At 70.9% G+C, this 21,508-nt stretch carries 20 protein-coding genes; 7 read left to right on the forward strand and 13 right to left on the reverse strand.

From position 1 onward, the window contains the following. Positions 1-46: 46 nt before the first annotated feature. Positions 47-772 (forward strand): sugar phosphate isomerase/epimerase, encoded by a 726-nt coding sequence (locus tag PV679_RS31350; RefSeq protein ID WP_319684112.1) that lies wholly within the window; start codon positions 47-49, stop codon positions 770-772. A 64-nt stretch (positions 773-836) separates the two neighbouring features. Here the strand turns inward: PV679_RS31350 and PV679_RS31355 are convergent, their stop codons facing one another. The 10 genes from PV679_RS31355 to PV679_RS31400 form a co-directional block, all read right to left on the reverse strand. Then, entirely contained in the window at positions 837-1,664 is an 828-nt protein-coding gene (locus tag PV679_RS31355) for an ABC transporter ATP-binding protein (protein WP_319684069.1), read from the reverse strand. Between the two features lie 35 nt (positions 1,665-1,699). Further along, positions 1,700-2,719, reverse strand: coding sequence for an ABC transporter substrate-binding protein (locus PV679_RS31360; protein ID WP_319684071.1), 1,020 nt, complete (start codon positions 2,717-2,719; stop codon positions 1,700-1,702). A 32-nt stretch (positions 2,720-2,751) separates the two neighbouring features. Then, positions 2,752-3,600 carry an ABC transporter permease gene (locus tag PV679_RS31365; RefSeq protein WP_319684113.1) on the reverse strand — a complete coding sequence of 283 codons (849 nt, stop codon included), beginning with the start codon at positions 3,598-3,600 and terminating at the stop codon, positions 2,752-2,754. Positions 3,601-3,803: 203 nt separating this feature from the next. Beyond that, entirely contained in the window at positions 3,804-4,334 is a 531-nt protein-coding gene (locus PV679_RS31370) for a GAF domain-containing protein (protein ID WP_319684072.1), read from the reverse strand. A 31-nt stretch (positions 4,335-4,365) separates the two neighbouring features. Beyond that, positions 4,366-4,959 (reverse strand): GTP-binding protein, encoded by a 594-nt coding sequence (locus PV679_RS31375; protein ID WP_319684074.1) that lies wholly within the window; start codon positions 4,957-4,959, stop codon positions 4,366-4,368. Beyond that, positions 4,937-5,308, reverse strand: a complete 372-nt coding sequence (locus tag PV679_RS31380; protein WP_319684076.1) for a DUF742 domain-containing protein — start codon at positions 5,306-5,308, stop codon at positions 4,937-4,939. Before PV679_RS31380 ends, PV679_RS31375 begins: the two co-directional genes overlap by 23 nt. 2 nt (positions 5,309-5,310) lie before the next feature. After that, a complete protein-coding gene (locus PV679_RS31385; protein WP_319684078.1) occupies positions 5,311-5,748 on the reverse strand; it encodes a roadblock/LC7 domain-containing protein in 438 nt (145 codons plus the stop codon). Between the two features lie 7 nt (positions 5,749-5,755). Then, complete coding sequence (locus PV679_RS31390) at positions 5,756-7,561, reverse strand: ATP-binding protein (RefSeq protein ID WP_319684080.1); 1,806 nt, start codon at positions 7,559-7,561, stop codon at positions 5,756-5,758. A gap of 765 nt (positions 7,562-8,326) precedes the next feature. Next, positions 8,327-9,208 (reverse strand): sugar isomerase, encoded by an 882-nt coding sequence (locus PV679_RS31395; protein ID WP_319684081.1) that lies wholly within the window; start codon positions 9,206-9,208, stop codon positions 8,327-8,329. A 347-nt stretch (positions 9,209-9,555) separates the two neighbouring features. After that, a complete protein-coding gene (locus PV679_RS31400) occupies positions 9,556-10,785 on the reverse strand; it encodes an MBL fold metallo-hydrolase (protein WP_319684083.1) in 1,230 nt (409 codons plus the stop codon). A gap of 262 nt (positions 10,786-11,047) precedes the next feature. Between PV679_RS31400 and PV679_RS31405 the strand changes: the two genes are divergently transcribed. Beyond that, entirely contained in the window at positions 11,048-12,769 is a 1,722-nt protein-coding gene (locus tag PV679_RS31405) for a 5-guanidino-2-oxopentanoate decarboxylase (protein ID WP_319684085.1), read from the forward strand. Between the two features lie 74 nt (positions 12,770-12,843). Continuing rightward, a complete protein-coding gene (locus tag PV679_RS31410) occupies positions 12,844-14,043 on the forward strand; it encodes a glutamate dehydrogenase (protein WP_319684086.1) in 1,200 nt (399 codons plus the stop codon). A gap of 93 nt (positions 14,044-14,136) precedes the next feature. Here the strand turns inward: PV679_RS31410 and PV679_RS31415 are convergent, their stop codons facing one another. Beyond that, positions 14,137-15,456 (reverse strand): ice-binding family protein, encoded by a 1,320-nt coding sequence (locus PV679_RS31415; RefSeq protein WP_319684088.1) that lies wholly within the window; start codon positions 15,454-15,456, stop codon positions 14,137-14,139. A gap of 620 nt (positions 15,457-16,076) precedes the next feature. Here PV679_RS31415 and PV679_RS31420 point away from each other — a divergent pair. Both PV679_RS31420 and PV679_RS31425 read left to right on the forward strand, forming a co-directional pair. Beyond that, a complete protein-coding gene (locus PV679_RS31420) occupies positions 16,077-16,724 on the forward strand; it encodes a TetR/AcrR family transcriptional regulator (protein WP_319684090.1) in 648 nt (215 codons plus the stop codon). A 67-nt stretch (positions 16,725-16,791) separates the two neighbouring features. Next, positions 16,792-17,709 carry a carbohydrate kinase family protein gene (locus PV679_RS31425; protein ID WP_319684091.1) on the forward strand — a complete coding sequence of 306 codons (918 nt, stop codon included), beginning with the start codon at positions 16,792-16,794 and terminating at the stop codon, positions 17,707-17,709. 56 nt (positions 17,710-17,765) lie between these two features. Here the strand turns inward: PV679_RS31425 and PV679_RS31430 are convergent, their stop codons facing one another. Next, entirely contained in the window at positions 17,766-18,767 is a 1,002-nt protein-coding gene (locus PV679_RS31430; protein WP_319684092.1) for a DUF6745 domain-containing protein, read from the reverse strand. Between the two features lie 105 nt (positions 18,768-18,872). Then, complete coding sequence (locus tag PV679_RS31435; RefSeq protein ID WP_319684094.1) at positions 18,873-19,211, reverse strand: hypothetical protein; 339 nt, start codon at positions 19,209-19,211, stop codon at positions 18,873-18,875. Positions 19,212-19,370: 159 nt separating this feature from the next. Here PV679_RS31435 and PV679_RS31440 point away from each other — a divergent pair, with 159 nt between their 5' ends. Continuing rightward, positions 19,371-20,315 (forward strand): STM4015 family protein, encoded by a 945-nt coding sequence (locus PV679_RS31440; RefSeq protein WP_319684095.1) that lies wholly within the window; start codon positions 19,371-19,373, stop codon positions 20,313-20,315. Positions 20,316-20,319: 4 nt separating this feature from the next. Beyond that, positions 20,320-21,507 carry an STM4014 family protein gene (locus tag PV679_RS31445; RefSeq protein ID WP_319684097.1) on the forward strand — a complete coding sequence of 396 codons (1,188 nt, stop codon included), beginning with the start codon at positions 20,320-20,322 and terminating at the stop codon, positions 21,505-21,507. The last annotated feature ends 1 nt before the right edge of the window (position 21,508 follow it).

Below are 21,508 nucleotides of genomic sequence, written 5' to 3' on the forward strand. Positions count from 1 at the left end.
GGACGCCGGGCGCCGCCCGCGGCGCGTCCCGCCGTCCGGGATCGGTATGCACCTCTACACCATGCGCACTCCGCTCGCGGTCGACTTCAAGGGAACGCTGGAACGCCTCGCGGAGATCGGTTACGCGACGGTCGGTGTCAGTGGCAGGCACGGCCAGAGCGCGGCCGGCATCCGGCGCATGCTGGACGAGACCCGGCTCAAAGCGGTGCTCGAACATGTCGCGTACACCACGGTCGCCGGCAGCGGTCTGCCACAGGCGATCGAGGACGTCCGCACACTGGGCGGGAAGTGGGTCGTGGTACCGAGTCTGCCGGCCGAGATGCACTCACCGGCCGGATACCGGGAAGCGGCGCGGCAGTTCAACAAGGCGGGGCGGCTCGCCCGGAAGTCCGGGCTCAAGGTGCTCTTCCACAATCATGACGGCGACCACGATGTGGTCGGCGGCGAGAGTCTGTACGGCATCCTGCTCAAGGAGACCGATCCCGAGCTGGTCGGCTTCGAGCTGGATGTGTACTGGGCGGCGAAGGGCGGTGACGATCCCCGGCGGCTGTTCGTGGAGCACCGCCGCAGATTCCCCGTGCTGCATGTGAAGGACATGGCGCCGGACGGAGGCTTCGAGGATGTCGGCTCGGGTGTCCTCGACTTTCCGGCGATGTTCGACACGGCGCGCGCCGGCGGCGTACGGCAGTGGCTGGTGGAGCACGACACACCGGCCGATCCGTTTGCCACCGCGCTGAACAGCTACCGGTATCTGTCCCGGCTGCGGTACTGAACGGCCGGTCCCGGCCACCGTACGACGGTGGCCGGGACCGGCGGTGCGGCCGCGTGAGCGGCCGTCAGTCCTGCGCGGAGGCCGCGCCCAGCAGTCCCCGGACATGAGCGGCGGCCTCGCGGAACTCGGACCGGCCGAGCGTCGCCGTATAGTCCCGCTCGGCCGGCAGTCCGACATCGATGATCTCGGTGATGGTGCCGGGCCGTTGGCTCATCACCACCACCCGGTCGGCCAGATACACCGCCTCGGAGATGGAGTGGGTCACCAGCAGCACGGTGGTGCCGGTCTCCCGCCAGATGCGGTTCAGCTCCATGTTCATCTGTTCGCGGGTGAGCGCGTCGAGCGCGCCGAACGGCTCGTCCATCAGCAGGACCGGCGGCTCGTGCAGCAGCGCCCGGCAGAGCGCGACACGCTGCTGCATGCCGCCGGACAGCTCATGCGGATACGCGTCCTCGAAGCCGGTGAGTCCGGTCATCGCGATCAGCGCGTCCGCCCGAGCGCGGGCCGTTCCCGGCGGCATCCGGCGCATCTCCGCCTGGAGAAGGATATTGCGCCGGGCGGTACGCCATTCCAGCAGCGCCGCCCGCTGGAAGACATATCCGATGTCGGGCCGGGGCCCGTCGATCTGTTCACCGTGCAGCCGGACGGTCCCCGAGGACGGTTCGAGGAGTCCGGCGACCAGCTTCAGCAAGGTCGACTTGCCGCAGCCCGAGGGGCCGACGATGGCGACGAACTCACCCGGCGCCACATCGAGCGAGACCTCGCGCAGGGCCGTGACATCGCGTTTCCTCGTACGGAACCGGACGGCCACATCCGTCAGCCCGACCGCCGCCGTCGCGCCCTGTCCACCGGCCGGCCCTGACTTCGGTGCGCCGGTGCCTTTGTCGGTCATGGCGGGCTCCCGGAGCGTCGCGTCCCTGGCCATCGTCATCCCTTCAGTGCCGTGCCGCTGTCCCAGTACTCGGAGACCGGCTTCGGGCTCTTCACCAGCCCGGCCTCGGCGAACACATCGATGGTCCGCTGCCAGTCGCCCTCGGTGTTGACACCCGGCGGCCTGCCTCGCGTCGCGTCGGTGTGCAGCAGTGTGAGTGTCGTCTTGAACTGCTCCGACAGGACATTCCTGGGCGGGAGTTGCTCCGATGCGCCCGCCATGGCGGCCACCGCCGGTTCCGGTGCCTTCTCGGCCGCCGTCCAGGACTCACTGACGGCCCGCGCCATACGCCGGGCGAGCTCGCCCCTGCTGGAGAGGATCTTCTGTCCCGTCACCAGGCCGTTGGAGTAGAAGTTGAGGCCGTGCTCCGAGAAGCGCAGATACGACACCTGCCTCTTGGCCTTGTCCTGCATGGTCGGACCCTGGTCACTGGCGTAGCCGAGCAGCGCGTCCGTCTTCCCGGAGATCACCGCGGCGATCTTGCCGGCGGGATCGGTGTTCTGGATCCTGACGTCCGACTCCTTGAGATTGTTCTTCTGAAGGAAGATCGGAAAGGTCTTGGTGAGTGCGTCACCGGCCGTGCCGGCGATGGTCTTGCCCTTGAGATCAGCGGGCGTGCTGACCTTCTGGTCGGTGAAGAACTGCACGGAGGACGGTGTGGTCTGCAGAAAGACACCGAGGCTCTTCACCTGGACACCCTGGTCCACGCCGCTGAGCACGGCGGGCGTGTCGGCCCAGCCGAAGTCGGTCCGGCCCGCGGCGGTCGCCTGCACGGTCTTCTGCGAGCCCTGGCCCGCCCGGATCGTCAGATCGATGCCGTGCTTCTCGAAGATCTTCTGCTGCTTGCCGTAGTAGAAGGGCGCGTGTTCGCCGTACGGATACCAGTTGAGGGTCAGCGTCACTCTGTCGAGCTTCTTGCCGGAGTCGCTGGTGGTCGTCCCGGAGCCGTCCTCACCGCAGGCCGTGGCGACCAGGAGCAGCGGTACGAGGCCGGGGAGGAATCTGCGCGCATGCATGGCTGGCCCTTCCCTGAGCGGGATCGAGTCGGTCAGTACGAGGTGATGACGCCGGTGTCCCGGCGGCCGGCGTGCCAGGGCAGCAGCAGCTTCTCGGCCAGTTCGACAAGGACGAAGAGGACAACGCCGATCAGCGACATGACGAGCAGTCCCGCGAAGAGCATCGGAGTGTCGAGATTGCCGTTCGCCTGGAGGATCACATAGCCGAGACCTTCGTCCGCGCCGACGAACTCGCCGACGACCGCGCCGGTCACCGCGAGTGTCACGGCGACCTTGAGACCGGAGAAGAGATGAGGCAGCGAGGCCGGGAAGCGGATCTTGGCAAAGGTCCCCCAGGGTTTCGCGCCCATCGTCGCGGAGAGCTGGAGCATCTCCGGGTCGACCGCCTTCAGTCCGGTGACCATCGAAATCACCACCGGAAAGAAGGCGATGAGCACGGCGATCAGGATCTTCGGCGCGATACCGAAGCCCAGCCAGACCACGAACAGCGGCGCGACGGCGATTTTGGGAACGACCTGCGCGAACAGCAGAACGGGATAGAGCGTCTTCTCGACGGTCGACGAGTAGACCATCACCACCGCCGCCAGCACACCCACCGCGACGGCGATCACCAGGCCGAGCAGCGTCTCATAGGTCGTCACCCAGGTGTGCTGCCAGAGATAGCCCGCCTTGCCCGTGAGCACATCGAGTGTCGCACCGGGCGAAGGGACGAGATACGGCTCCACCAGCTCGGTGGCGGCGATGATCCACCAGACGCCGAAACAGGCGACCAGCAGGACGACGGGCCGCCAGCCGCCGTGGACGGCGCGCGCGAGCCACTCCCCCGCTCCCGGCCTGTTCCGCTCGGCGACACCCGCCGCTTCTCCGGCCGGGGCCGGCATGACGCTCTGGCTCACAGTGAACTCCTCGGGAATCCGGGCAGTTTCAAGAGCGCTGCTCTCCGACAGGCACTTTCAGAAAGCGCTTTCTGGCAGGGTGATCGCCACGCTAATGACTGGCCGTCCGTACGGTCAATAGGTCGTTCCGAAGTTCACGCCGGACATCCGCCGTCCCGCGCCCTCACCGGCCGGCGAGCGGCTCCCGCTCAGAGCAGACCGTCCTCCCTCCGGTAGATCTGCGACATCAGCTCCGCGGCGAACGACTTGATGGTGTCGAGTCCCGGCCGGCCCCAGCGACGCGGCTCGGTGTCGGCCACGCACACCGTGCCGAGTGCCATGCCGGTGCGGTCGATGAGCGGCGCGCCGAGATACGAGCGGATACCGATCTCGTCGACCAGGGCGTTCCCGGCGAACCGCGGGAAGTCCCGGACGTCCTCCAGGACCAGCGCCTTGCGCCGTACGACCACATGCGGGCAGTAGCCGTGGTCTCGGTCCATGGACCGCTCGTCGCCCGCGCCCGGCGGAGTGTGGAGCCCGGCGGAGAACTGCCGGTTCTCGTCAATGAAGTTGACCATCGCGTACGGAGCGCCGGTGAGCCGCGCGAGCTGCTGGGCAAAGGCGTCGAAGGCGGGCTCGGCACGCTCGCCGAGACCGAGTTGGCGCAGCCGCAGGACCCGGGCCGGTGCCTCCTCGTCGACGGGCGTGAGCAGCAGACGGCCGATGGGGTCGTACTTCATGCGCGCGCTCCGTCGCTCCGGGTTTTCCGGTTCATTCGGCGTGCTCGGAGGCCGGAGGCGGCGCCGAGGTGAGCAGATGCTGGACAAGTGTGACCAGGGTCTGGATTCCGGAACTGGCGATACGCGCGTCGCAGAGCACGATCGGCACTCCCGGCTCAAGGTCTATCGCGGCCCGCACCTCCTCCGGCTCATAGCGGTAGGAGCCCTCGAACTCATTGACGGCGACGACGAATCCGATACCGCGCCGCTCGAAGAAATCCACCGCCGAGAAGGAGTAGTCCAGCCGACGGGTGTCGGCGAGCACGATCGCGCCGAGCGCTCCTCTGGACAGCTCGTCCCACATGAACCAGAACCGCTCCTGACCGGGCGTGCCGAAGAGATAGAGCACATGCTGTTCGTCGAGTGTTATCCGGCCGAAGTCCATGGCGACCGTTGTCGACGTCTTGGCCTCGACGCCCGTCAGATCGTCGGTCGCCGCACTGACCTGTGTGAGCAGCTCCTCGGTACTCAGTGGCGCGATCTCGCTGACCGCTCCCACGAAGGTCGTCTTGCCGACCCCGAAACCGCCCGCGACCAGGATCTTGAGTGCGGTGGGGAAGGACTCAGAGCTGTCGTCGTAGGCCATCGAGCACTGCCTCCAGCAGGAAACGGTCGGTGGGATGGTCGAAGCTGTCGGGCGGCCTTGCGGTGACCGCCCCGCAGTCCACCAGGTCGGACAGCAGGACTTTGGTGACCGTCGCCGGGAGTCCGAGATGCGCCGCGATCTCCGCGACCGAGGTCGGCCCCTGGCAGAGGCCGAGGGCCTGGCTGTGCTCCGGGTCGAGATGCGTCCGGGGCACGTCTCCCGTGGACATCACCAGCGTCAGCAGATCGAGGTCCGTTGTCGGCCTGGTCCTGCCTCCGCTCACGGTGTACGGGCGGATGAGCCGGCCGGCCGCCTCATCGAGCCACGGCCCGTCCGTCGGGACCGGCACGGTCAGCGGCCCGTGGGACTCGGCACGGAGCCGGCCACGTGTCTGACCGGCGTGACCAGATAGGGCCGTACGCTCTTGACCAGCATCGCCATCTCGTAGCCGAGGACGCCGGCGTCCGCCTCCCGGCCCGCCAGCACGGCGAGACAGGTTCCTGAGCCGGCGGTGGAGACAAAGAGCAGCGTGGCGTCGAGTTCCACCACGACCTGACGGACCTCGCCGCCCTCTCCGAAGCGCAGCCCGGCGCTGCGGCCCAGGGAGTACAGGCCGCAGGCGAGGGCCGCCATGTGGTCGGCGCTGTCGCAGTCCATGCCGTGCATGGACCTCACCAGGCCGTCGGAGGAGAGCAGCACCGCGCTGCGGGTGTACGGGACACGCTGGACCAGACCGCTCAACAGCCAGTCGAGGTCCGGGACATGGCCGGTCGGCACATCGCTCACCATGGTGCATCTACTCCTTGAGGGGGATGTCGTCGCGCCGCGGCTCCGGCAACGGGTCCGCGGGCCGGTCCTTCGACGGGCCGGCCGATGAGAGACCCGTCTCGGCGGGCCTCGGATCGGGCTGTGCAGCGGGCAGCGGGACGGGCTGGGACTCCGCGAGGCCGATGCCCCGGCGGAAGGCGGCCATCAGACCGGGGTCGTGGAGCGCGGGCTCGCCCGTTGAAGGCGCGCCCGGCAGGTCCCGAAGCTGCGGGACCAGATGCTCCTGGCCCCGGCGCCTGGGCAGTTGGGGCCGGTTCGCGGCGCCGCCGATCGTGCCGTCGGACGGGTCGGCCGAGGCTTGCGTGGTGTGGCCCTGGCCGGCCGCGGAGTGCCGCCGCTCGCCGTGGCCGGCGCCCGGCAGCGCGCCCGCGGGCGCCCGGCGGTCGGAGTGCTCGTCACGGACGGGCAGTGGAACGGAGTCGCCGTGCGCCGGGTACGGCCGCGGCGGTGTCTCGTACGGCTGAGGCTGAGACGGGATCCGCTGGTGCGGCCGCGGTACGGGCACGGCGGCGGACGACTGCGAGCTGTCGAGTTCCGCCCGGTCCGAGCCCAGCAGCGCCTGCGGCAGGATCAGTACGGCTTGGACTCCGCCGTAGATGTTGGACTGCAGACGCACCGCGATACCGTGCCTGCGGGCCAGCGCCGACACCACGAAGAGTCCGATCCGCCCGTCCTGCAGCAGACGCGCGACATTGACCTGGTCCGGATCGATGAGCAGTTCGTTCATCCGCTGCTGCTCGTCGAGCGGCATCCCGAGGCCGCGGTCCTCCACCTCGATGGCGAGACCGGCCGTCACCCGCTGGGCCCGTAGCAGCACTTGGGTGTGCGGGGAGGAGAACAGCGTCGCGTTCTCGACCAGTTCGGCCAGCAGATGGATGACATCGGCGACGGCGTGGCCGCGCACGGAGCCGTCGATGGGCGGTACGAGTTTGATCCGCGGGTACTGCTCCACTTCGGCGATGGCGGCGCGCAGGACCTCGGTCGTGGTGACCGGCTTGCTCCACTGGCGACGGGAGACCGCTCCGCCGAGCACCGCGAGATTCTCGGCGTGTCTGCGGATTCGGGTCGCGAGATGGTCGACGTGAAAGAGACCTTTCAGCAGTTCTGGGTCCTCGACCTCGTTCTCCAGATCGTCGAGGAGCTGGATCTCGCGGTGGACCAGGGACTGGAGCCGGCGGGCCAGATTGACGAAGACCTCCACCTTCTGTTCGTTGCCGACGCTGGTGGACAGCCGGGACGCCTGCACCACGGCGCCGATCGCGGCCGCGCGCGAGCGGCCCAACTCCTCGGCCAGCAGATCGAATTCGTCTCCTCCCGGGACCGTCGGCGGAGGCGGACCACCGCGCCCGGACACCCGTTCGCCGCGTCCGATCCGCTCGACGGCGGCGCGCAGGTCGTCCTGTCCGCGCGCGCTGGCGCGGCGCAGCTCGGCGCAGCGGTCGAGGACGGATTTCGCGGTGCGTTCCGCTCCCAGCGCCGCCGCGGCGACGGCGGCGAAGGCGAGCAGCGCCGTCCCGACGAGTGCGGCCCAGACCTCGCTGGTCGGTTCCGCCGACGCGGAGCGGAGCAGGAGTACGACGGCGACGGCGCCGCTCAGTGCGGCGACCGTGGTCGGCAGCACGGCGGTACGCAGCAGTCGAGGGCGTATACGGGCGTCCGGCGGCACCGGTGTGTTCGCCCTGCCCGTGGATGGCAGCGAGCGGGCGCCCGGCCGGCCGTGCCGCCCGCCCTCACGGCGCTCCGGCCGCGCGACGGGTACGCGAAGTTGAGACATTTTTGTCCTCGGTACGTGGGCCCCAGGAATCGGCATGGTCTGTTCAAGCTGTGGTGCGACGGCGGGGAGCGGCGTGCCGCATGAGCCCTCCGTTATTCACTGAGCACACACAGTAGTTGCCGGATGTTCCGGTGTGGTGGGCAGTTGATGAACTTGCCCGCCGAGCGTCCCGCTCTGGTATGAGGCGTCGCACGCCAGCGCGAAATACCGCGTTCGCGCCGGGTCCTCGCCACCGGGAGACCGGTGCTTCGGACAACGGCCGGAACCGCACCGGTGGATACGGCCTCCACGTGGCCGTATCCACCGGAGACGACTGCTCCCGGTACCTTCTGACGGCGCCTCAGCCGGAGCCTGGCCCGCCGTCCGCGCAGGCGAGGACGAACGCGGCGAAGCGATCGAGGCCCTCGTCGATCTCGTCCGGAGTGAGCGCGCTGCGGGACAGCCGCAGACAGCGCAGCGGCGTGCCGCCGTCGTAGAAGTGGTGCGGCGGTCGAGCAGTTCGCGTCGCACCGTGAGCGGGACGCGCAGTCCGGACGGGTTGGCGAAGTCCGGTACGGGATAGCAGGCCCGGGGCCGGCGCCCGGCGGACCGGGCCTGCCGGATCCGCCGTTCGAGGTCGGCGAGATCGACTCCGTCCGGACCTTCGGCGACCGGGTGGAGCCGCCGGAAGCCCAGGAGGCGGCCGCCGGGGACACCGAGGCGACCGGCGCCGAACAGCGAAAGTCCGGCCCGGCGCTGTAGCACGGGGCGGCGGGATTACCGCGCCTACGGCGTGAGTATCACGGAACGGCTGAGATGGCGCGGGCGGTCCGGGTCGAGGCCTCGCTTGTCCGCCAGAGCGAGCGCGAGCCGCTGGATCCGGACCAGTTCGGCCAGTGGGTCCAGCTCTCCTTCCACCCACAGCCCGCCGGTCGCCCGGACCTGCTCTCCAAGTCCCTCCGGCGCGGGCCCGAGCGCCCAAGTCGCCCTGCCCTCGGTCGTGATGCTGATCGGACCGTGGCGGTACTCCATCGCCGGATACGCCTCTGTCCAGGACAGCGACGCCTCCCGCATCTTGAGCGCGGCCTCCTCCGCGAGGCCGACGCTCCAGCCCCGGCCGAGAAAGGTGAACTGGCCGCATTCGGTGACACCGGCGGGCAGCGGATCCGCGAGGGCCGTCTCCGCGTCCGTGACCACGGCATCGGAGTGCAGTCCGAGATGAGCGCGCAGCAGCGTGAGGGCCGTGGTGGCGAACCGCGTCTGGACGACGGAGCGTTCGTCGGCGAAGTCCAGGACGATCAGACCGTCGGCGGCCGAACTCACCGGAGTGGCCGGGTCCGCGGTGATCGCGGTCGTACGGGTCGTGTCCCGGAGGTCCGCGAGCAGGCGCAGGACCTCGGTGGTCGTGCCGGACCGGGTCAGCGCCACCACCCGGTCGTACTGACGCCCGGCAGGGAACTCGGAGGCGGCGAAGGCGTCGGTCTCACCAAGGCCGGCGCCTTCCCGGAGCCGGGCGTAGGCGCGGGCCATGAAGAAAGAGGTGCCGCAGCCGATGACGGCCGTACGCTCACCGGGCTCGGGCAGTTCGTGCCGTACCTCCTTGGCCAGTCCCGCCGCCCGGCGCCAGCATTCCGGCTGGCTGGCCAGTTCCGTCCCCACATGCGTCACGCGCGTCTCCAGTCCCCTGAGGCAGCATGATTACCCGCTCATGCTAAGGGCTGTCCCGTGATCCCAGGCGGGCGCGCGACGACAGCTACGGCGCCTCGCCGCGTTGTCGGAACGCCCGGATACACGCAGTGTGCGAGCGCACCTCCGCCTTGCGATCCACCGCATCCGACGCCGCGCGCGGATCCACCAGGGATCACAGGACAGCCCTTGGGGCTGTCCCGTAAAGGAGCGCCGTCGGCCCGGAGGACGCTCCTTTCGCAACACGCCGCAGACGGACGGACATCGCCGGTCGCGGCGCTGGAGCACGCGGACGGGACGGGCGACCCGTCCCGTCCGCCGAGGCGGCGTTACGCGGAAGAGGCGGTCTCAGCCGTCTCCTCCGTCTTTCCCCGGCCGGCGTCCGTCCCGGCGGTGGTCTCCAGGACCGCCGGCGCGGGGGCCTGCGGCCAGCCGCCGGGCGGCGTGGCGGCCACGGCGCGCCACCAAGGAGCGACGGGAACATCGTCTCCGGTGGGTTCGAAGGGCTGGCCGGGACGCGGCAGCGCGATCCCGGCGCCCGCCTCGGCGGCGGCCGAGACCGTACCCTCGCCGGGCTCGGCCCACGGATGCGGGGCGAGGTTGAACGTGCCCCAGTGGATCGGCAGCATCACGCCCGACGGCCGGCCGCCCTGGAGATCAAGATGCGCGCGCATGCCTTCGGCCGGTGTCATATGGATGTCGGGCCAGTAGTCGCTGTAGGCACCGATCTGGATCATGGTGGCGTCGAACGGGCCGTGTTCGGCGCCGATGTCCCGGAAGCCGGGAAAGTAGCCGGTGTCGCCGCTGTGGTAGATCCGGTGTTCGGGGCCGGCGACCGCCCAGGACGCCCAGAGCGTGTGCTGCTGGTTGCGCAGGCCCCGGCCGCAGAAGTGCCGCGCGGGAGTGGCGGTCAGCCGCAGGCCCGCGACCTCGGTGGACTCGTTCCAGTCGAGTTCGCGGAGCCGGGACTCGGGCACGCCCCAGCGCTCCAGATGCGCGCCGACACCGAGCGGCACGGCGAAGACGGTGTCCGTGGCTGCGAGGGCCCTGATCGTGGGCAGATCGAGGTGGTCGTAGTGGTCGTGGGAGATCACGACGACATCGACGGGGCCGAGCGACGCGAGCGGTACGGGCGCGGGATGCAGCCGCTTCGGGCCGACGAAGGCGAAGGGTGAACAGCGCTCGCCCCACACCGGGTCGAAGAGCACACGGTGGCCGTCGATCTCGGCGAGGACGCTCGAATGCCCCATCCAGGTGAGCCGCAGACCCGAAGCGGGAGGTGTGGCCAGCTCCGCGAGGGTGGTGGCGTGCACGGGAATCGGACCGGCCGGGACCCGCCGCGCCCGCGCTTCCTTCTGGAAGTAGACCTTCGCGAACTCCAGACCGGAGCCGGAGGGTCTTGTCCTGGCGCTCACGGGGTTCTGGAACACCCCGTCCACGAAGTTCGGCGAGCGATGGATCCGCTCCAGCCTCTCCCCGGCCGAGTCGGCCCCGAAGGCCGCGGTTCGCAGCGAGCGCAGCCGGGAGCGCAAGGAAAGGGGGGAACCAGCGCCTGTCACAGCACCTCCTGGAGGTTCGATGTCGTCCTTATTATGACCAAGGACCCACGTCGGTGCGGGCCGCGCCCGAACAAGGGCGACCCGCACCGAGTACGCCGGTGGCAACATCGCCTCTTCCCACCGGATTCCCGGATACGCGCCCGGTCCGCGGAGAACTCTTTGACAACGGCGATCACGCTTCCGATACTGACTCGTGGTTCAGTAAGACGGTCGCGCGGACATATACGCATCGGTCCGGTGTTGTCCCTTCCCTGGAGGTCCCATGTCCGAGCCACTCGGCGAGCCCGCCCCGACGGCCGCGCCGTCGTACGGGCCCGCGGCCGCGATGACCGGCGGCAAGGCGCTGGTGCGCGCGCTCGCCGTCCATGGGACACGGACGGCCTTCGGCATCCCCGGGACCCACAATCTGGAGATCTACCGGCATCTCGACCGCTATGGGATCGCGCATGTGACGCCACGCCACGAGCAGGGAGCCGGGTACGCGGCCGACGCGTACGCGCGGGTCAGCGGCCGCGCCGGGGTCGCGATCACCACGACCGGCCCGGCTCTGCTGAACATCGCCGCCGCCGTCGGCCAGGCACACTCGGACAGTGTGCCGCTGCTGGTCGTCTCTCCCGGGATGCCGCTGCGCCATCCGCGCCTGCCGACCGGGCTGCTGCATGAGATGCGTGGCCAGAGCGAGGCGATGCGCGGCGTCGCCGCCTTCAGCCACCGGGTCTCGTCGGTCGAGGAGATCGGCGCCGCGGTGGCGCGGGCCTTCGTCCTCTTCGACACGGAGCGACCGCGGCCCGCGCACATCGAGATCCCGCTCGATCTGCTGGAAGCGGCGGAACCGGTGGGCCAGACACAGCTCCGCCCGCCGTCCGTGCCCCGGGCGCCGCACTCCGCCATGATCGACCAGGCCGTACAGGCGCTGCGCGCCGCGCGGCGTCCCGTGCTCGTCCTGGGCGGCGGCGCCCGGCGCGCGGCCGCGTACTGTCTGGCGCTGGCCGAGGAACTGAGCGCGCCGGTCGTCACCACGGCCAACGGCAAGGGCATCGTCGCCGAGACCCATCCGCTCTCGATCGGCGTCTCGCTGCACAGCCCGTCCGTACAGAGATGGCTGGCGGACCGGGACGTGGTCCTGGCCGTCGGTACCGAGCTCGCCGAATCGGACCTGTGGTCAACCGGGCCGCCCGTGCTGAACGGCACACTGATCCGGGTCGACCTCGATCCGGCACAGATGTACGCGGGCCTCCAGGCCGATATCCCGCTGGTGGCAGACGCCCGCCTCGCTCTGGAGGCCCTGCTCGCCGGCTGCCGCGAGCGAGACGACCACACTGTCTCCCTCCCGGAGCACGATGTCCCGGAGCACGATGTCCCGGAGCACGGCGCCTCGGAACGCGCCGGCGCGGCGCGCGTCGACGCCGTACGGCTCCGGGGGCTGCGTGGCGCGGAGACGGCCGGCCGGGACGCGCGCTGGGTGCCGTACCTGCATGCCGTACGGTCCGTCCTGGACGCGGACGCGGTCATCACGTCCGACAGCGCGCAGTGCTGCTACTACGGCGCCCTCCCTCATCTGCCCGTCGGTCCCGAGGGCCGCTATCTCCACCCGACCGGCTTCGGCACGCTCGGCTACGCCCTGCCCGCGGCCGTCGGCGCGAAGACCGCCGCGCCCGGCCGCCAGGTGGTCGCGCTGAGCGGCGACGGCGGTCTGCAGTTCTCCGTACAGGAGCTGGCCACCGCCGTGCGGCTGCGGCTTCCGTTGCCCGTCGTGGTGTTCGACAACGGCGGCTACGGCGAGATCCGCGACGAGATGGCGGCGCGGGGCGACACTCCGGTCGCCGTGGATCTCACTCCCGTCGACCTGTCGGCGCTCGCCCGCGCCTACGGCGGCCGCGGCGAACGGGCGGAAACGCCGGCGGCGCTCGCCGACGCGCTGACCCGGGCGCTGGCCGTCTCCGTACCCACCGTGATCACCGTCCCCGAGGAGACCGTCCGATGACATCGCCGACCCCACCGTCTCCGACCCCACCGTCTCCGACCCCACCGGCTCCGGCCTCGCCGGCTCCGGAAACCATGAGCGCTCCGCTGATCTCGCTCACCTGGACCGACCATGTCACCGGCCGGCAGGGCTTTCTGGTGGTGGACCGGCTTGTCCGCGGAGTCGCCAGTGGTGGTCTGCGCATGCGGCCGGGCTGCACGCTGGACGAGGTGACCGGCCTGGCCCGCGGGATGACCATGAAGGAGGCCCTGCACTTCGACGCCGACGACCCGACGGTCCGTTATATCCCGCTCGGCGGGGCCAAGGGCGGCATCGACTGCGATCCGCGGGACCCCGAGGCGTACGGTGTGCTGGTCCGTTTCCTGCGCGCCACGCGGCCGTACATCGAGCGGTTCTGGACCACCGGCGAGGATCTGGGGCTGACCCAGGACACGGTGGACAGAGCCGCCGCCGAGGCTGGTCTTGTCTCGACCGTCCAGGCCGTCCATCCGCTGCTGGACGACGAGAAGGAGGCGCGTGAACGCCTCGCCGCCGCCTTCGCCGTACGGGTCGACGGCATCGGCCTGGACGAACTCGTCGGCGGCTGCGGAGTCGCGGAATCGGTGCTCGCGGCGCTCGACCGGGCCGGGGTGGCGTACGAGGGCACACGGGTCTCCGTCCAGGGGCTCGGCACCATGGGCGGCGCGACCGCCCGTTTTCTGTCCCGGGCCGGGCTGAGGATCGTCGCGGTGGCCGACATCAAGGGGACCATCGCCCATCCGGACGGTCTCGATGTCGAGTCGCTGCTCGCGGCGCGTGACGCGCACGGCACCGTCGACCGTGCCGCTCTGAGGCCCGGCGACAGCGAACTGCCGGGCGACGCCTGGCTGTCCGTCGACGCGGAGGTGCTGGTGCCCGCCGCTGTCTCGTATGCCGTGGACGCCGACAACCAGGCCCGGATAACCGCTCGTTGGATCGCCGAGGCGGCGAACATGCCGGTGCTGCCCGAGGCCGAGGAACCGCTGACGCGGCGCGGTGTCATGGTGCTGCCGGATGTCGTGGTCAACTCCGGTACGAACGCGTGGTGGTGGTGGACGCTCTTCGGCGACATCGGCCCGGACGCCGACGAGGCGTTCGCCCACACCCGGCGCGCGATGCGCCGGCTGATGGACACGATGCTGGAGCGCGCCGAGGCCGACGGTACGACTCCGCGGGCCGCCGCGCACGCCATGGTCGCCGACCGGCTGCCGGTCATCGCGCGACGGTACGGCTGGTACGCCGCCCGTCCTTCGTGACCCGCCGTCGGACACCGGGACGGCGGTGGCTCAGTCGTCCGGCTCGTCGGAGCGTCGCCAGCGTGGGCTCGTTGGCTCGTTGGCCTGGGCCTTTCAGGAGCAGGTCCAGGTAACGCTGTTGGTGTCCAGTGTCACGGAGCCGGTCCGGGCCATCGTCCGGCCCTGGACAGTCGCTCCGGTCGTCACGGTGATCGTCGTCAGAGCCAGGATGCTGCCCACGAAGGTGGAGTCGGTGCCCAGCGTGGCGGCGTCCGCGACCTGCCAGACGACATTGCACGACGACGCTCCGTTGATGAGGAGGACCTCGCTGGCGGAGGCCGTCGACAGAGTCGTGCCGATCTGGAACACCCAGACGGCGTCGGGGTCTCCCGCCGCGTCAAGGGTGAGCGTGCCGGTGATACCGATGGAAGTGGGAGCGTTGTAGACGCCCGGAGCCAGCGTCTGGCCACCGATGTCCCCGGAGATGCCGGCGTCCGGAGTGAGGGCCGCCGCGTTGTCGTACTCCGTGGTCAGTTCGGTCTGGCCCTGAAGAGCGGCGGCGTCCGCGACATGGGTGTCGCCGTTCACCACGCCGGGCGGGAACCCGCTGATCGTGGTGCCCGGGCTGATGCCGAGGTCGCCGGTGATCACCGACGGGCCGGTGTTGGTGATCGACTGGCCCGCCAGGACCGCGAAGTTCGCACGGTAGGTGTAGGCGCCCGGAGCGGTCGCGGTACCGCCGAGAGTGGTGACGACCACATCGGCCGGTCCCGGTGCGCCCGGCGGCACTCCGATCTGCAGCTCGGTGTCCGACGCGATCCGGTAGGCGATCACAGGAGTGCCACCGACGGTGACGCTCGTGGTGTGGAGGAAGGCGGTGCCGGTGATGACGACATACCGGTCGCCGTCCAACGGCCCGGAGTCCGGGGCGATATCGGTGACAGTGGGCGAATCAAGGTACGTATAGGTGACTCCGCCTCCGACACCGCCCGCCGTGAGGACGGTGACGGCCACCGTCCCGGCGGCGGCGGCCACGGGGACGGTCACGGTGAGCTCGCTGTCGGACACCACCGTCGGCTGGACGGCCGCGGCGCCGAAGCGGACCTCCGTGGCGGTGAAGAGGCCGCTGCCCAGGAGTGTGACGGCGTCGCCGCCGGCGGTCGGACCCACGGGAGGCGTGACGGAACTCAGAGTCGCCGGAGGCAGATAGTAGAAGGTGCCGACAGCGCCGGTTCCTCCGGGATTGGTCGCGGTGACCGGAGCGGCGCCGGCGCCGGACGGAGTGACCGCGTCGACCTGCGTGGGCGACACGTTGACGACGCCGGTGGCCGGCCTGGAGGCGAAGCGGACCGCGGTGGTGCCGGTCAAGTTGGCGCCCGTGACGGCGACGGCGGTCCCGCCTCCGGTGGATCCCTGGTTCGGGCTGATGGGCATGGCCGTCCTCCTGATCTGTACTGCCCGCCTGGAGCGGGCACTGCTCCGGTAGTCGGTTGTGTCCGGGCCGGCGCCGTCACATCGGACGTGATCGTCCGGGCGGGGCCGGCCCGGGCGCAGCCGCGGCCCTTCCGATGAGGTCGCGGCGGCGGCGCTCACGGGTGCTGATTCACTTGTGGCAGGACGTCCGCACCGCCTGTCCCGGAAACAGCGGCGAGATCGCGGCCGGAGGAGGTAGCGGAGCGGGCGGGCTCGGCGCACCAATGGAGGCGCCGCACCAGCCGGTGCCGGACGGCGGCGTCGGCCGACGGTCCAGAGGCCCCGGTGGCTGTTCCGTCGGGCGTCGTTGAACGCCGTCGGGTCCTGGTGGACAGGGACGGTCGGCGGTCGGGCCGGTTGTCCTCGGCGAGGGATGGGCGGCCCACCGGCTCGGACATCTCAGTGACACATCCGGGCGGCCGGCAGACAATGCCTTTTGCGCGGCATCACTCGAATGGCGGGGCGCGGACATGAGTATGGCCGGAGTCCGGCACACGCGTAGCGCGCTCCCTCTGTGTCCTCGCGCGCTCCGTCGAGGAACCGGGCGCCGGAGCCGATGGGACGCTCGATAGGGTGACGGCGTGGCGAGAGTGCGGCTGAGCGTGGCGGAACGGCGCGAGGAACTCCTGCGGGCTGCCGTCGGCCAGATCGAGGCACGGGGCGTCGCCGCGCTGCGGATCTCGGATGTCGCCGCCGTGCTCGGTGTCAGCAACGCGCTGGTGCTCTATCACTTCTCCACGAAGGAGAGGCTGGTCGCGGCCGCCTTCGCCCATGCCGCGCAGGACGATCTGGCGAAGCTGCGCACTCTGCTCGGACAGCGGGCGCCGGCGCTGACGCGGCTGCGCGGCGCGGTCCGCTGGTACGCGCCGACCGGCGAGGCGAAGGGCTGGAAGCTGTGGATCGAGGGCTGGGCCGCGGCCCTGCGTGAACCCGCGCTCCGGGATGTGGTCCGCGAGCTCGACCAGGAGTGGAAGGCCGCTCTCACCGAGGTTGTCGCGGAGGGCTCGGCGGCGGGCGAATTCCGTTGCACGGACCCGGAGTCGGCGGCCTGGCGACTCACCGCGCTGCTGGACGGGCTGGCCGTCCAGATGACGTCGTACGCGGGGTCGCTGCCGCGCGCCACCATGGTGACGTGGGCGGACGAGGCGCTCGCCCGCGAACTGGGACTTGACCCGGCGGAGCTCGACGGACCCGAAGGGCCCGCGGCGCTCGACGGACCTGGAAGGTAGGCGGGGCGCGGTGCCCTCGGCCCTACCGAACTCATCAGCCACACAGGACAGCGATGAAAGGGAGACCGTGACCCAGCAGCAGACCGACCGGCTCGATCACGATGTGCTGGTCGTCGGGGGCAGCGGGGTGGATACCGTTGTCCGGGTCGACTCGCTGCCGGTGCCGCTCGCGGACTCGGTCGGCGTGGGGCCGATCCGCGAATGGGCCGGGCACACCGGCGGCAATGTGGCACTCGGCTGCCGGACCCTTGGTCTCACGGTCAAGTTCCTCGACTACATCGGCGACGACTGGACCGGCGGACAGGTCCGCGAGCGGCTCGCGAAGGGCGGGGTCGACTTCGAGGCGCTGATCTCACCGGCCGGCACCCGGCGCGCGGTCAATCTGGTCGAGAAGACGGGCCGCCGGATGTCCTTCTACGACGCCCGGGATCCGGATGATCTGCGCATGCCGCGCGACTTCTATCTGCCTCATCTCAAGCGCGCCCGCCATGTCCATCTGTCGATCACCAACTTCACCCGGTTCCTGTACGACGACATCGAGGAGCTCGGTGTCCCGGTCTCGACCGATCTGCATGACTGGAACGGACTCACCGATTACCACAGGGAGTTCGCGTTCCGCTCCGATCTGGTGTTTCTCAGCGCGGCCGGAGCCGGCGAGCGGATCGCCTCGGTGATGCGGGAGATCCTGCGCGAGGGCCGCGCGGAGGCGGTGATCGCGACGGCGGGCGCCGGCGGCTCCTATCTGATGACCCGTGAGGGAAGCCGGGCGCCACGCCCGATCCGGGCGACCGTCCCGCCCGCGCCGGTGGTGGACTCCAACGGTGCGGGCGACGCGTATGTCTGCGGTTTTCTGTATGGACGGCTGGCCGGCCGGGACCTCGAAGAGTGCGCCAGGCTCGGCGCGCTGGCAGGTGCCTATGCCTGTACGGGCGAGGGTGGTACGGCGCTGATCGGCCCCGGCGACCTGCTGGCGGACCGGGCCTGATCGACGGCGGCCGGCTCCGGACCTCCAGGGCTCCGCACCGCCACGGCTCCGGCCGCTCAGGTCTGCCGCATCGGCTCATACACCTCCGCTTCGAGCCCGAAGGTCCAGGCGACCCCTTCCTTCGCCGTCGTGGCCGTGGGCGGCACCCGCAGCCAGTAGGTACGGTGCGTACCGTCCGGCTCCGGTGTCGAATTGACCACCTCGACCATCACGACGTCCTCGTCACCCTCCAGTGCGATCCGCCACAGAACGCCGGTCTCGTCGCGGTGCACGGGCTGTGCGCCCGACTCGCTCAGATAGCGGTCGTAGCCGTAGTACTCCAGCATCACCCGGCGCAGCTCCGCGTTGGCCTCGGCACGGATCCGACCGGGCGTCAGATCTCCCAGCCCGGCCAGGAATCGCGCCGGAACCGGCATCCCGCGCCAGGCGTAGAGGGCGAAGCCGTCCGGATAGGCGACCGCGGGACCGTCCCCGCGGTCGAGCCGGCCGGCTTCGTCGCGGTGCAGCGCGGCAGGACGCTCACAGATCACGACGGCGCGCTCGTACGGCCACCACCAGCCCGCGTGCCGCGCGACCTCCGCGAGTCCTTCGAGCCGCTCGCTGCGGCCGTCGAACGCGGCGAGCCAGGCCGCGTCATGCTGCCCGAGCACGGCGTCCAGCAGCACCGTACGGATCTCGGCCGCCTCGGCCGGCTTCCCGGCGAGCGTCTCGACCACGCCGGTGCGTATCCGCTCGGAGAGCGTGCGGGTGGTGTCCCAGAGCCGCGCGCCGGTGGCGCTCCAGTGCTCGGCCCAGCCCGCCGGACCCAACGCGTCATGCACCCTGCGCCGTTCCTCGGCCCAGGGATATGTACGGACCTCGTCGCGCACCGAAAGCCCCGCGTCGGCGAGCGACCGCGCGGCCCGCGCGCCGGCCAGTGGTGACTCCGCCCAGATGACCCGCTCCGGCTCCGCCAGGCCCGCGCTCCGGTAGGCGAGCCGCACGCCGCGCTCGGCGGCCGGCCGGTCCGCCGCACCCGTCGCCGCCGCGACGGCCCGCCATGTGTCCACGTCACTCATGTCTGAAGCCCCGTTCCCTGTCATCCCTGACCCGCCTGTCCTGGCTTTCCGTACAACCGCGCTCTCCGTACAACCGGTCCTGCGCGACCGGTCCCGCGCGACCGCTCAGTCCGCGACGATCCGCACCGCGCCCGGCAGGTATTCGCGCTGGCGCACCACCCGGAACCAGCCGCCGGGCAGCGGTATCGCCGCGTGTTCCTCATGCACCACCCGTCCGCCGGCCGGGAGATGGAGGAGCATCGGTCCGGTCTGGTCCGCCGGGTCACGGATCAGCCGGCCGGGTCCGGTCACCGCGTGGGCGTGGCCCGTGACCTCGCCGAGCGCCAGGACAAGCCGGCCCCGCGCGTCTCTCGGCTCACCGGACGCCGTCTCGGCGTCCACGAGATGCGACGGCACCGTCTCCTCCGCGACGGGCACGATGAGCACGTCTCCCTGCCGGTACATGGCTCTCCCCTCCACCGGCGGCGCCGAGTGCGCCGACCCGTGAAAGACGCTAGGGCCCGGGTCTGACAATCCGCCCCGACGACGGGCGTTGTCAGTAGCCCTTGGTAGAACTTCTGTCCGTCAGCCGATCAATGTCACCCGGTGTCTGGAGCATTCGCCATGACCATCTCGGACCACTTGCAGGAGCTGTACGGCCTGCCCGCGTTCGACTTCCCCGTCGCCGGAGCGAAGACGGAGCTCCCGGACGCGGCTTCCGTGGCCTGGCGCGTCTCCGTCGACTCCTACGAGGCGTGGGAGAAGGAGTTCGCCCGCTTCACCGAGAGCGTGGACACCTCCCGGGTCCGGGCCCTGATCGTCGGCTCGTGGAGCGACGCGTACGAGACGGGCCCCGAGGATCTGATCGAGGCCCTCGTCGCGGCGCGCGATGAACTCCCTGGGCTGCGTGCCCTCTTCCTCGGTGACATCACCTTCATGGAGTGCGAGATCTCCTGGATCAACCAGGGTCTGGTGACACCGCTGCTCGACGCCTTCCCCGCGCTGCGTGCGTTCGGCGTCCGCGGCGGTCAGGATCTGGAGTTTCCCGCCGTCCGCCATGACCGGCTCCGCTCGCTCACCATCGAGGCGGGCGGTCTGGATGTCGCGGTGGTGCGAGGTGTCGGCGCGAGTGACCTGCCGGCGCTCGAACACCTCGACCTCTGGCTCGGCACCTCGTGGTACGGCGCGAACGCCCAGGTGGCCGATCTGGCGCCGATCCTGTCCGGGTCCCGGCTGCCCAAGCTGCGGTATCTGGCGCTGCGCAACAGCGAGATACAGGACGAGATCGCGACCGCGCTGGCCGGCGCCCCGGTCGTCGCCGGTCTGGAGACCCTCGACCTCTCGATGGGCACCCTCGGCGACGAGGGCGCCGAGGCCCTGCTCGGCGGCCAGCCGCTCACCCACCTCAAGAAGCTGGATCTGCACCACAACTACCTCGGCGAAGCGATGCGGGAGCGGCTCGTCAGCACGCTCGGCGCGGCCGGCGTCGAGTTGGACCTCTCCGAGAGCGGTGACGTGGACCATGGGAGCGACGGCACGGAGCACCGCTACACCGCGGTGGCGGAGTGACGCGATGCCGCCGACCCTGAGCAGTCGAGTTCCCGCCACTGCGGCGGACGCGCGCGGCGCCGCCCCGGACCTCGTCGTGGTCGGGAATCCGGCCAACCGCCGCGTCGCCCTGTTCCAGGACGCCGTCCGCGCCGCCGGGCTGCCCGCGGCCCGGGTGGTGGCCTGGCGCGACGCGCTGCGCGGCCGGGCCGAGTTCAGGGCCGGGGAGACGGTACGGATCGACTCACCGGGCGAGGACGCCGAAGTGGACCGTCTGCTGCGCGGCACGGACGACTCCACCAGAGTCGAGGGCACCGCCCGCTGGTACGAGCGGTTCACCGCCACCGTCCAGGAGCTCAGGCGCGCGGCGGCGGCCGGCGGAGCGGATCTTCTCGACGATCCGGACGACCTGGCCGTGCTCTTCGACAAGCGGCTGTGCCATGGCGTCCTGCACCGGGCCGGAGTGCCCGTCCCGGTGTCACCGACGTCCGGCGCCGACGCACCGGCGGTGACCGGCTGGGACGATGTACGCGCGCTGATGGCCGGAGCCGGGCTGCGCCGCGCGTTCGTCAAGCTCGCCCACGGCTCGTCGGCTTCCGGGGTCCTCGCGGTCGAGACGGCGGGCCCCGGCCGGGTGCGCGCCATCACCTCCGTGGAGCGTGACCCGGCGGGCCGTCTCTTCAACTCGCTGCGAGTGCGCCGCTACACCGGCGAGCGTGAGGTGGCGGCGATCGTCGACACCCTCGCTCCCGACGGACTGCACATCGAACGCTGGCTGCCCAAGGCCGTGCAGCGGGGCCGCTCGGCCGATCTGCGAGTCGTGGTCGTCGCGGGCCGCGCCACGCACGCCGTCGTCAGGACCAGCCACTCGCCCATGACCAATCTCCATCTCGGCGGGGCCCGAGGAGATCTCGGTGAGGCCCGCGCCGCGATCGAGGCCGCCGGCGGAAGCTGGGCCGCCGCACTGGCCGTCGCCGAGCAGGCGGCGGACCGCTTCCCCGGCACCCACTGTGTGGGCGTCGATCTGCTGCCCGTCACCGGCTGGCGGGGATTCGCCGTCGGAGAGGTCAACGCGTTCGGCGACCTGCTGCCCGGTCTCACCGGACTGCCCGGCAGCGGCGCCGAGGGCCTCGACACCTACGCGGCCCAGCTCGCCGCCGTACCGCGTCGCGCGGGACATCCCCGAGGGAGGACCGATCGTGCGGTCACCTGAT

Origin of the sequence: Streptomyces sp. AK02-01A (assembly GCF_033795305.1) — a bacterium.
Taxonomy (GTDB): Bacteria; Actinomycetota; Actinomycetes; order Streptomycetales; family Streptomycetaceae; genus Streptomyces.

Excerpts from the sequence above, each read along its gene's own strand:
- PV679_RS31350 (WP_319684112.1), top strand. The coding sequence starts at position 47 with ATGCACCTCTACACCATGCGCACTCCGCTCGCGGTCGACTTCAAGGGA.
- PV679_RS31355 (WP_319684069.1), bottom strand. The coding sequence starts at position 1,664 with ATGACCGACAAAGGCACCGGCGCACCGAAGTCAGGGCCGGCCGGTGGA.
- PV679_RS31360 (WP_319684071.1), bottom strand. The coding sequence starts at position 2,719 with ATGCATGCGCGCAGATTCCTCCCCGGCCTCGTACCGCTGCTCCTGGTC.
- PV679_RS31365 (WP_319684113.1), bottom strand. The coding sequence starts at position 3,600 with ATGCCGGCCCCGGCCGGAGAAGCGGCGGGTGTCGCCGAGCGGAACAGG.
- PV679_RS31370 (WP_319684072.1), bottom strand. The coding sequence starts at position 4,334 with ATGAAGTACGACCCCATCGGCCGTCTGCTGCTCACGCCCGTCGACGAG.
- PV679_RS31375 (WP_319684074.1), bottom strand. The coding sequence starts at position 4,959 with ATGGCCTACGACGACAGCTCTGAGTCCTTCCCCACCGCACTCAAGATC.
- PV679_RS31385 (WP_319684078.1), bottom strand. The coding sequence starts at position 5,748 with ATGGTGAGCGATGTGCCGACCGGCCATGTCCCGGACCTCGACTGGCTG.
- PV679_RS31390 (WP_319684080.1), bottom strand. The coding sequence starts at position 7,561 with ATGTCTCAACTTCGCGTACCCGTCGCGCGGCCGGAGCGCCGTGAGGGC.
- PV679_RS31405 (WP_319684085.1), top strand. The coding sequence starts at position 11,048 with ATGTCCGAGCCACTCGGCGAGCCCGCCCCGACGGCCGCGCCGTCGTAC.
- PV679_RS31410 (WP_319684086.1), top strand. The coding sequence starts at position 12,844 with ATGAGCGCTCCGCTGATCTCGCTCACCTGGACCGACCATGTCACCGGC.
- PV679_RS31415 (WP_319684088.1), bottom strand. The coding sequence starts at position 15,456 with ATGCCCATCAGCCCGAACCAGGGATCCACCGGAGGCGGGACCGCCGTC.
- PV679_RS31430 (WP_319684092.1), bottom strand. The coding sequence starts at position 18,767 with ATGAGTGACGTGGACACATGGCGGGCCGTCGCGGCGGCGACGGGTGCG.
- PV679_RS31435 (WP_319684094.1), bottom strand. The coding sequence starts at position 19,211 with ATGTACCGGCAGGGAGACGTGCTCATCGTGCCCGTCGCGGAGGAGACG.
- PV679_RS31440 (WP_319684095.1), top strand. The coding sequence starts at position 19,371 with ATGACCATCTCGGACCACTTGCAGGAGCTGTACGGCCTGCCCGCGTTC.
- PV679_RS31445 (WP_319684097.1), top strand. The coding sequence starts at position 20,320 with ATGCCGCCGACCCTGAGCAGTCGAGTTCCCGCCACTGCGGCGGACGCG.